At 64.5% G+C, this 9,686-nt stretch carries 9 protein-coding genes; 3 read left to right on the plus strand and 6 right to left on the minus strand.

Annotation, left to right across the window (positions count from 1 at the left end; all coding sequences use genetic code 11):
• Positions 1-10: 10 nt before the first annotated feature.
• The gene (locus KQ303_RS09935; protein WP_259730148.1) at positions 11-139 is read left to right on the plus strand and encodes a CorA family divalent cation transporter; all 129 of its coding nucleotides are present in this window, start codon (positions 11-13) and stop codon (positions 137-139) included.
• A 256-nt stretch (positions 140-395) separates the two neighbouring features.
• Here KQ303_RS09935 and KQ303_RS09940 read toward each other — a convergent pair whose 3' ends face one another.
• Both KQ303_RS09940 and KQ303_RS09945 read right to left on the minus strand, forming a co-directional pair.
• Positions 396-3,725, minus strand: a complete 3,330-nt coding sequence (locus tag KQ303_RS09940; protein ID WP_259730140.1) for a PhoX family protein — start codon at positions 3,723-3,725, stop codon at positions 396-398.
• 90 nt (positions 3,726-3,815) lie between these two features.
• Positions 3,816-6,683, minus strand: coding sequence for a valine--tRNA ligase (locus tag KQ303_RS09945; protein ID WP_259730141.1), 2,868 nt, complete (start codon positions 6,681-6,683; stop codon positions 3,816-3,818).
• A gap of 174 nt (positions 6,684-6,857) precedes the next feature.
• On the opposite strand from KQ303_RS09945, the gene KQ303_RS09950 reads away from it, so the two are divergent.
• On the plus strand, positions 6,858-7,010 hold the full coding sequence (locus KQ303_RS09950) for a hypothetical protein (RefSeq protein WP_259730142.1): 153 nt from the start codon (positions 6,858-6,860) through the stop codon (positions 7,008-7,010).
• A gap of 138 nt (positions 7,011-7,148) precedes the next feature.
• On the plus strand, positions 7,149-7,295 hold the full coding sequence (locus KQ303_RS09955) for a hypothetical protein (protein WP_259730143.1): 147 nt from the start codon (positions 7,149-7,151) through the stop codon (positions 7,293-7,295).
• Positions 7,296-7,604: 309 nt separating this feature from the next.
• Here KQ303_RS09955 and KQ303_RS09960 read toward each other — a convergent pair whose 3' ends face one another.
• From KQ303_RS09960 to KQ303_RS09975, 4 genes are all read right to left on the minus strand, one after another.
• Positions 7,605-7,886 carry an antibiotic biosynthesis monooxygenase gene (locus KQ303_RS09960; RefSeq protein WP_259730144.1) on the minus strand — a complete coding sequence of 94 codons (282 nt, stop codon included), beginning with the start codon at positions 7,884-7,886 and terminating at the stop codon, positions 7,605-7,607.
• Between the two features lie 38 nt (positions 7,887-7,924).
• Complete coding sequence (locus tag KQ303_RS09965) at positions 7,925-8,404, minus strand: cupin domain-containing protein (RefSeq protein ID WP_259730145.1); 480 nt, start codon at positions 8,402-8,404, stop codon at positions 7,925-7,927.
• 109 nt (positions 8,405-8,513) lie between these two features.
• The gene (locus KQ303_RS09970; RefSeq protein ID WP_259730146.1) at positions 8,514-9,206 is read right to left on the minus strand and encodes a hypothetical protein; all 693 of its coding nucleotides are present in this window, start codon (positions 9,204-9,206) and stop codon (positions 8,514-8,516) included.
• A 263-nt stretch (positions 9,207-9,469) separates the two neighbouring features.
• A partial coding sequence (locus tag KQ303_RS09975) for a 2OG-Fe(II) oxygenase (RefSeq protein WP_259730147.1) occupies positions 9,470-9,686 on the minus strand: 217 nt, incomplete at its 5' end.

The raw sequence follows: 9,686 nt of genomic DNA on the forward strand, positions 1-9,686 counted from the left end.
CCTTGCTGGTGTGTACGGCATGAACTTCGAGCACATGCCCGAGCTCAAGTGGAAAGAGGGCTATTTCGTGGTCTGGGCGGTGATGGTGTCGACCGGTGTGCTGCTGCTCCTGTATTTCCGGAAGCGCCGCTGGATCTGAGCCAGCGCCGCTTGCTCTGAGCGAAGCCCAGCCAAGCCTCACCCCAGCTCATCCCGCCAGATCGGCCAGCCGCTCCCGAGCCAGGCCCGCCTGGGCTTCGCCTTCCCCGGGCGGATCTGGGCTGGCATCCCTGGCCGCGGCCCCAGTGGCCGCGAACTGGATAGTCGGCGGGCTGTGGTGGCCCGCTTTGGGCCCCTGAAAAAAAAGGCCCCTCACAGGAGGGGCCGAGGGCTGGGCTCGCGACGGGCCGATGGGATCAGATCACCGGAGCGGTCTGGACGATCAGATCGATCTGGCCCCCTTCCACCAGGTAGCCGGAACCGTTGATGTTGCCTCCGCCCAGGCTGTGGGCCTGGACGTTGGCCAGGAAGACACTGCCGGGTGCGGCGCCGTAGATCGACGAGGCATCGATGATCCCCGAGGATTCCCAGTTGCCGACACCGCTGCTGCTGGGGTCTGTGACCACACCGGGTTGGCTCTGGCCGTAGGCCGTGGGGACGGCGGTGCGGTCGATCTGGGCCCACCGCTCCGAGGGCACGCCCGTGACCGGATCGACAGGCCCGCTGGGGTTCAGCTTCCAGATCGAGGCCTCCTGGGTGCCGAAGTTGCCGTTAGCGATGTCGAGTCCACCGCCGTTGGCCCGGTCCTCCTGCACATAGAGGGAGCCATCGGCGCTCCAGGTGAGGTTGTCGGGGTTACGCAGGCCCGTTGTGGGGTCAGCGAGGCGATCGGCGTCATAGATCACCCGCAGGCTGCTGGAACCGCTGCTGGCCAGGCGGCCATCGGCGTTGAAGGCATCGGCGAAGCTCAGGGTGTAGACGTTGCCGTACAGGTCGCCGCTGCTGAAGTCCTTCGTGCCCGTGGAGACGAAGGCCACCTGCTGTCCGTTGAGGGGGTTGACCTCCCCGTCCTCGATGCGGCTGAGCTGCAGGGCCCCGAGGTCGGTGGCCAGGGTGCGGATCTCGGCATCGGTGAGGTCGGCGTAGCTGGCCTTACCCGCCGGCTTCTCGATCTTGACCCAGCGGCCGGCCAGGGGAGCCCCAAGGGCCAGGGCCTTGAGGTCATCCGAATCAGGACCGGCGGTGGCGTCCACACCGGATTCCGCCAGGCCCGTGGGCACGAAGGTGTAGAGGGCGCCGTTGGCTTCCGCCAGGCCGTTGCGCTCCAGGTAGCCGCCGGCCGTCTTCTCGCCGACCCAGAGTCGCAGGGGAGCCTTGGCGTCATCGAGGAGCAGCACGGCGACCGTGTTGGCGTTGCCGGTGTCGATCAAGGTGGCGGATTCCCAGGTGCCCTTGCCGAAGGCATTCACCTGAATGAGGTCGTTGCTGGCCGTATCGAGGGCGTAGAAGGCGCCGCCGCCACCGCCGAACACCTCCTCACCGGTGAGGAAGATCCGATCAGCGAAACCACGGCCGGCGCCGAAGCTGTTGGCCTCCACCAGGTTGGCGGAGCAGAAGCGATCGAAGCCGTTGGTATCGGTGCCGATCACCTTGTCATAGGCGAGGCCACCGCTGAGGATCCGTGACTGGAAGCCGTTGGCGGCATTGTCGTCGGCATCAATGTCAACGATGAAGCGGCTGATGCGGGCACCGGTGACGGAGGAGTTCAGGCCTTCGACGGTGTAGGCGTAGCCCGCGCTGGCGCTGAGTTCGTGGTTGACGAGCAGGGTGTAGGTGCCATCGCCATTGCTGTAGGCGCCCTGTCCATCGAAGATGCCCGGCGGCACATAGACGCTGCTGCCCGGCGCGGTGCCGTTGGTGAACTCGCCGTTGGTGATCAGGCTGGAGATCGTCAGCTCCGCCCCACCGGCCACATCCTTGAGCATGGTGGAGGTGAAGCTGCCGGCGCCGGCCACCGGGGGCGCGGCGATCAGGGCCCCGAGATCGAGGATGTTCAAGGTGTTGGACACCTCGTTGGAGACCACCAGCAGGTCCCGCTTGGTGGGGCTGTCCTTCGCGTCGATCACGAGCAGGCCCTCGGGGGACACGCTGCCGGCCAGCACTCTGCTGGTGACGAAGCTGGCCTGGGCTGGGTCGGTGATGTCGAACACCGCCAGCAGGCTGCTGGTGGCGCGTTCGGCACTGACGATCGCGTAGGTGCGGCCGTTCAGCTTCGTGACCACGACACCTTCGGGCTCGACGCCCTTGTCGTCGCTGCGGGTGTCGTCGTAGACGCCGGCGGCGATGGCGATGGTCTGCAGGGTGTTGCCGCTGTCCCAGACGAGGGCACCGGTGGTGGCATCGAAGATGCTGACGCTGCGGCTGCCGAAGGCGGTGAAGGGAGCGGTGGTGTCTTCACTGAGAGTCTTGAGTCGACCCAGGCGCCGGGTTTCATCGAGGTAGAAGCCCGGGGTTCCGGCGGTGCCGTACTCGCGGCCGTCTCCCTCATTGGCGGTGATGAAGTAATCCTTGCCCCTGGTGCTGAAGGCGGCGATGCCGTCCGCCATCCTCAAGCCCACCACGGTGTTGCCGAGAACGGGGTTGATCAGGGGCGTTCCGGTGCTGCTGCCAGCGGGAGGGGGACCGTCCCGATCGCTGATGTCAACGAGCTGGGTGCTGAAGTCGACGCTGCCGAGGGCGAAGATCGCCTCGATCGTGTTGGTCCTGAGGTTGACCTTGGCGACGCCGTTGTTCTCCTGCAGGGTCACGTAGGCGGTGTTCCCCAGGATCGAGACGTACTCGGGCTCGATGTCGGTGGCCTGGGTGGTGCCGGCTGGGCCGGAGATGCGGATCCCGCTGGGCAGGGTCAACCCGGCGAAGCTCAGGTCCGTGTAGCTGAAGGTCTCCTTGCCGGGCCTGCCCTTGATGTCAATGATGCCGATGCTGCCGGGGCGGTCAATCGCGTAGTTCGCGATCGGCTCACCCTCGTTGGCGATCACCAGCTTCTTGCCGTCCTTGCTGAAGGCGATGCCATCGGGCAGGTAGCCCACCTCCACGTCCTTCACCAGGGTGAGGTTGCCGGATCTGTCGATCCGGTAGAAGCGCACAAGCCCCTTGCCGGCACTGGTGGCGTAGTCGTTGGGGGAGAGGGCGACTGCCACGAGGTCGTCGTAGGTCGCCACCGACTGGCTGATGTAAGCGCCGAGGGACACCCGCTGGAGCAAGCCCGGTGCCTGGGGGTTGCTGGCATCGGTGACCTGCAGGGTGCTGCCGCCACCGGAGGAGAGCAGGAAGAGCTTGCCGCCCAGCCTCACGTAGGCGGAGATTTCGGTCTGGAACTGCTCAGTTGGTGCGGCGCCTGGGGCCGGAGGCGTCGGCGAAAGGTTGATGCTGGCCAGAAGGGGATCGGCCGGTGCCGGGGGCCTGCCGCGCCCGCCACGCTCGCCGTCACGACCACGACTACTGCTGCTGCTACTGCTGCTACTGCTGCTACTGCTGAGGCGATCGTCATCGCCGACGTCATCCTGCACATCGTTGAAGCGGGGCTGCCGGGAGGAGGCGAACCCTGCCGGGGACTCGGCGGGAACCTTGGGCTCCTCCTGCGTCGGGAATGGCGTCAGGGAGGGAAGCTCCGGGCTGGAGGAGCGCTGGGAGTAGTCGGAATCCTCCAGGAAGGGGAACTCGGACCGGGTCGCGGCGGTAGACACGAACGTGATCGACAAGGAGATCCCTAGAACCCTCAGCCAGCCACGGCCCCAGCTCTTTAACGACGGCTTATGAGGGCATTAGCACGTGCATCAGGCGCCAAGATCCGCCAGTCGCTGCCGGGCCAGGGCCGCCTGGGCTTCGGCTTCGGCCAGGTTGGCCTGGCATTCGGCCACCACCTCCGGCGGCGCCTTGCCCGCGAAGTTGGGGTTGGCCAGGCGGCCGGCCAGGCCCTTGATCTCCTTCTCGGCCTTGGCGATGTCTTTCTCCAGCCGGCCGCGCAGGGCGTCGAGATCCACCAGGCCCTCGATCGGCAGCAGCACCTGCAGCTCGCCGCTCACTGCCGCCAGGCAGCGGGCGCTGGTGCTGGTTTCGCGCACCTCCACCGAGGCCGCCCGGGTGAGGGCGGTGATGTCGCCGCTGCCGGCGCGCAGCACGGCGGCCAGCTCAGGCCGGCCGGTGAGGAACACCACAGGCGCGGCCTGTGAGGGCTTGAGCCCGGCCACGGCGCGCAGGTTGCGCACCACCCGGATCGCTTCGATCAGCTCGGCGAACTGGGCTTCCAGGGCGGCGTCGAGAGCGGCGGCGTCCAGCGCCGGCCAGGCCTGCAGCGCCAGGAAGGTGCCCTCAGGGGCGCCGGTGAGCCCGTGCCAGAGCTCCTCGCTCAGGTGCGGCATGAGTGGGTGCAGCAGCACCAGCAGCTCGTTCAGCACCTTGGCCAGCACCTGGCGGGCCACGCGCTGATCCGCCAGCACCTCAGCGCTGAGCGGCTCGCCCTCAACGGCGGGGCGGGGGTTGAGCCGCCGCTTGAGCAGCTCGATCGTCCAGTCGCACACCTCGTTCCAGGCGAACTCGTAGAGGCCCTTGGCGGCCTCGCCCAGGGCGTAGCTGCCGTAGCGCTCTGCCGTTTCGCCGTTCACCCGCGCCAGCCGCGACAGGATCCAGCGGTCGGCCAGGGTCAACGCGGCCGGATCGGGTTCCCCCAGGCTGGCGGGCGTTTCGCCGCCCAGGTTGATCAGGGCGAAGCGGGTGGCGTTCCAGAGCTTGTTGGCGAAGTTGCGCGCCCCTTCCACCGTGGCCGAGTTGCCGCTGGCGCGGTCGTAGTCGAGGCGGATGTCCTGGCCGGCGCCGGCCACTTCGCGCACCAGGGCGAAGCGCAGGGCATCGGCGCCGTAGCGCTCGATCAGCGGCAGCGGATCGATGCCGTTGCCGGCGCTCTTGCTCATCTTGCGGTTGTTCTCATCCCGCACCAGGCCGTGAATCATCACGTCGCGGAAGGGGATCCAGGTGTCGCGGCCGCCCACCGGCACGCCGTCGTCCTGCAGGAAGGCGCCGGCCAGCATCGTCATGCGCGCCACCCAGAAAAAGATGATGTCGAAGCCGGTCACCAGCACGCTGGTGGGATACCAGGTGGCCAGATCGGCGGCGTTCGCATCGGGCCAGCCCAGGGTGGAGAAGGGCCAGAGGCCGCTGGAGAACCAGGTGTCGAGAACGTCGGGGTCTTGCTCCAGCTGCAGCGCGCGGCCCGCCGCCTGGCTGGCGGCGCCGAACTGCGCTTCCGCCTTGGCCAAGGCCTCCTCGGCGTCGCGGGCCACCACATACGGGGTGGCGTCGCTGATCACGCCGCCGGTTTCACTCACCACGAACCAGGCGGGAATGCGGTGGCCCCACCAGAGCTGGCGGCTGATGCACCAGTCGCGGATGTCGGTGAGCCAGTCGCGGTAGACCTTCTCCCAGCGCTGCGGCACGAAGCGGGGTTCGCCCTGATCGAGCGCTGCGCGGCAGCGGGCGGCCAGCGGCTCGGCCCGCGCAAACCACTGGGTGGAGAGCAGCGGCTCCACCGGCACCTTGCCCCGGTCGGAGAAGGGCACGCTGTGGCGGTGCGGCTCCACCTTCACCAGGAACCCTTCCGCCTCCATCGCCGCCACCACCGCCGCGCGCGCCTCGAAGCGATCCAGCCCGGCGAAGCGGCCGGCGGCGGCGTTCATCGAGCCGTCCTTGGCCATCACCGTGATCAGCGGCAGGCCGTGGCGGGCGCCGATCGCGAAGTCGTTGGGGTCGTGGGCAGGGGTCACCTTGACGCAACCGGTGCCGAAGGCCGGATCCACGTGCTCATCAGCCACGATCGGGATCTGACGGCCCACCAGCGGCAGGGTGATCGTGCGGCCCACCAGGGCGGCGTAGCGGGGGTCGGTGGGGTGCACGGCCACGCCGGTGTCGCCCAGCAGGGTTTCGGGACGGGTGGTGGCCACCACCAGATGATCCAGGCCGGCGGCGTCAACTGCTGCGCCATCGTTGAGCGGGTAGCGGAAGTGCCAGAGGTGGCCGTCGAGCTCCTTCATCTCCACCTCCAGATCGCTCACCGCCGATCCCGAGGCCGGGCACCAGTTCACCAGGTATTCGCCCCGGTAGATCAGCCCCTGCTCGTGCAGCCTCACGAAGGCTTCCACCACGGCTTTGTTGAGGCCGGGATCGAGCGTGAAGCGCTCGCGCCGCCAATCCACCGAATAGCCGAGCCGCCGCAGCTGGCCCACGATCGTGCCGCCGCTCTCGGCCTTCCAGGCCCAGGCGCGCTCAAGGAATGCGTCGCGGCCCAAATCGTCCTTGCTGCCGCCTTCCGCCTTGATCTGCTTCTCCAGGATCGACTGCACCGCGATCGAGGCGTGGTCGGTGCCGGGCAGGCACAGCACGTTCTTGCCCTGGAGGCGCTGAAAGCGCACGACCGTGTCGATCAGGGCCGTCTCGAAGCCGTGGCCCATGTGCAGGCTGCCGGTCACGTTCGGCGGCGGGATCACCACCGAAAACGGCTCGCCGGGGGCGTAGGGGTCGGGGTGAAAGGCGCCCGCCGCCTCCCAGGCCGCCTGCCAGCGGGCTTCCGTGCCGCTCGGGTCGTAGGTCTTGGGCAGGGCCTCGGCGGCAGCGGCGCCATCAGGGCTGGGGGCGGCGGAGGCCTCGGTCACAGCTGGGGTCAGGGAGATCCGTCCATGCTCTCAAAGGACGGCGAGCCAACCGGCGGGCGCGGGCTGCGGGGGCGCCCGCTACGTGAACGAGCACGCTTCCAGCTCACCGGATCTGGGGGATTGCGGCGGTGAGCTGCCGGCCTTTCTGCGGGCCTTCACGCCTGCTGGAACCGGGTGCTCAATGCCCCCGATGAGACCGGCCTTGACCTGACGGCCCTCTCCCGTGTGGCTCCAGAGCAGTGGGAGCACCTGGTGTTCCAGCTGCCTCAAGCCAGTGCGCTGCTGGCGTCGGCCTATCCGGTGGATCGCATCTGGGCCGCCAATTAGCCGGAAGCGACGGAGTCAGAACCGATCGATCTGGATCAGGGCGGCGCAACGCTCCTCATCTGGAGGGAGGGCGTGGAAACGCGCATGGAGCGGTCTGGCGCTGGAGCGTGGCACCTGTTGCAGGGTTTTGCTTCCCGAATGCCCTTTGGCAAACTCTGCAGCGAGCTGGAGCCAGGCAGGAACTCGCTGGCGGCGGATGGGCAGGGGCGCGTGGATGTCGCTGAGTTGCTGCCGATGGTTGTGGCGCGCGGCTGGGTGAATGGGTTTGAGCTGGGCTGCAGCTGATGACTCTCAGATGGGGAGTTGGCTGATTTCGGAGCTTGAACAGGGGTCTCGTGCGAATGATATTGAGGGTGGTGGTGAACACAGGGAAGAGGCTGGATGGCCAGCCAATGGGCTGCTGGGATGCTTTGCTTGCGCTGATGCGCCAGCGCAATCGTGCGGTCCGCTGTTGCGACCCGAATTCAACTCGTCTGTAAGTGCCCGCCGGCGCGGGGCAAGGGGCTTGGGGGCCTAAAGGTAGGCGGTTATCGTTCTTGCTTTGTTGATAACGTAAAGTTGAGGGGCGCATCCCTCTCGAGAGCCATTTTAGAGCTATAGCACACCACGCTCTATCTCTTGCAAGTAGATAAAGTCTGGGGCTTTTACGCCAGCCTCTTTTCTGATTTCCGCCAACTCTGGAGATTCGAAGAATCTCCGAGCATTCTCCAGCGATGACCACTCAGAAAAGTGGACGATGCTGTTTGCGTCATTGTCGTATCGCAGCAACTGGTAGCTGATTTCTCCGGCGCGTTTTCTAATGCCTGCTGCTTGGTCAAAAACAAGCTTCCATGCCGGATAAGCCTCGACCTCATGAATGATTAAAACGTGTTGCATGTGAGCTCCAATTGCGGGTTGTCGGATTAACGCAGTCGTCAATATGGTGAGTCGTCTTTGTGCGCAAACTGCCATTTTCCGTCGACGAGAAATGCCTGTAAGTCATCGTCAGGGTAGACGGCTGAATCTCCTGCGCTTCGGTCGCCAACCTCAAGGTAATGTACTTCTTCACTTGTACGGTTAATCAACTGGTGCGCGTTGCCTGTGCCTGCTTTGAACCCCGCACACATGCCAGGAGAGAGTTGCGTTTCTCCGGCATTTGTAATTAGCACGGGATGGCCACGCAATATGTAGATAAACTCATCTTGCTTGGAATGGGCGTGCCGCAAAGCTGAACCAGCACCGGGCAAAAGCTTCGTCAGGTTTACCCCGAAGTTTGAAAGACCAAACAAATCGCCGAGGGGACGCTTCTCTCGACCCGCCATTCGGGAAGCGAACGGCTTAGGATAGTTGGATGGTTTTGTCAGTGGTGCAACCTGTGTTGCCACAACGGCTAATGGAATATCTTGATCGTGCATGGAGATCCCTGAAGTATTGAGCCCTAACGCTCACGATCAGCGGCGGGCAGTGGAGCTTTGCATTCATATGATATACCTGATCTAGGCCACTGGATCTTGATGTTAGGCATCACGGCAGCCCCAAATGCACCTTCAAAACTGCCATGACTCCACCTCCGGCTGCGCTAGCGGCCCCTTCAGCAAAACTCTTGGCTAATGTCTTGAAGAGTTGAATACACTCTGCCGCATTCTTGGATCTTTTGGAATCCTCGTAGCCTTTCTTGAATTTCTCAAGTTGCCTCTTGTCAAAGAGTGCTTCAAGGACTACAAACAGACCCAAGGCAGAGACTTTGATGATCTCAGTATTGAAGGAGTGGTCAAATATTTGTTGATGAAGCTTCAGTTGACCTTGGAGCCAGTTCTTCGCAAGCGTATCTTCGATAACCAAGCAAATCTTTTCTTCTTGTGGCTCTAGGGTGGCGACCGCTAGGGCGGCTAGCAGGCGGCCCATGGCTTGATCCTCAACGCGCCCGCCGAACTTCAGCGCGGCTTCGTAGCGGAGCCTCTTGACTTTTGCGACCGGCGTACGGAGACGCTCGCTTACTGTTTGGTTGCTGAGAGTTGCCATTGGTAGAGACCCATCGAGCCCATAGCGGTCAAGAAGATGCATGACGAGGGCATCAATGTCTGCTCTCGGCATGGAGCCCAGTCCAAACTTCAGATAATTCTCCAAGAATTCTGCGGCAAATGATCCCTGAGTGGTAGCCATGAATTTGTTAATTAGTAAGATGCCTGGCGCTGAATGGGCGGGTCCGGTATCCACGCCTGGCTGTTGATTATTGACAGTATAACTACCCTTGCATTTCCTGCCTCTTGATCTTTGAATCAGCTGCGGCGGAAAGGTTCTGCTCTTTGAAGCGAATGCGTGATGGGATCTTATGCGGATCCGTTAACCACCTGTTCGCCGTCGTCCATTTGCCGTGCTTGGCCATGTCCCTGCTTGGTTTGCTCCACCCAAACTGGCTGATCGGATGCTCACAGTTGAGCTCACACGTGGGTAGGAGGTCTGTCCAATCGTCCAGCCCCTCAGCCAGCCGCAAGCCGAGCGATGTAATCCTCCCGCCGGCCAGCGTTGATCCAGCCGGTGGCGATGGTTTTGGTTTGCTCGTGGCTCACCCGGCCGCGGTGGATGTGGGAGATGCCTGCCGGGAAGATCGCCAGGGTGCCTTTCACGGCTTCCACGTGGTGGTCTTGCCAGTGGAATTCGGTGCCGCCGTCGGGGACGTCGTTGCAGTAGAGGATC

It is taken from the genome of Synechococcus sp. CS-1333, from assembly GCF_025128015.1.
In the GTDB taxonomy this organism is placed as follows: domain Bacteria; phylum Cyanobacteriota; class Cyanobacteriia; order PCC-6307; family Cyanobiaceae; genus MW101C3.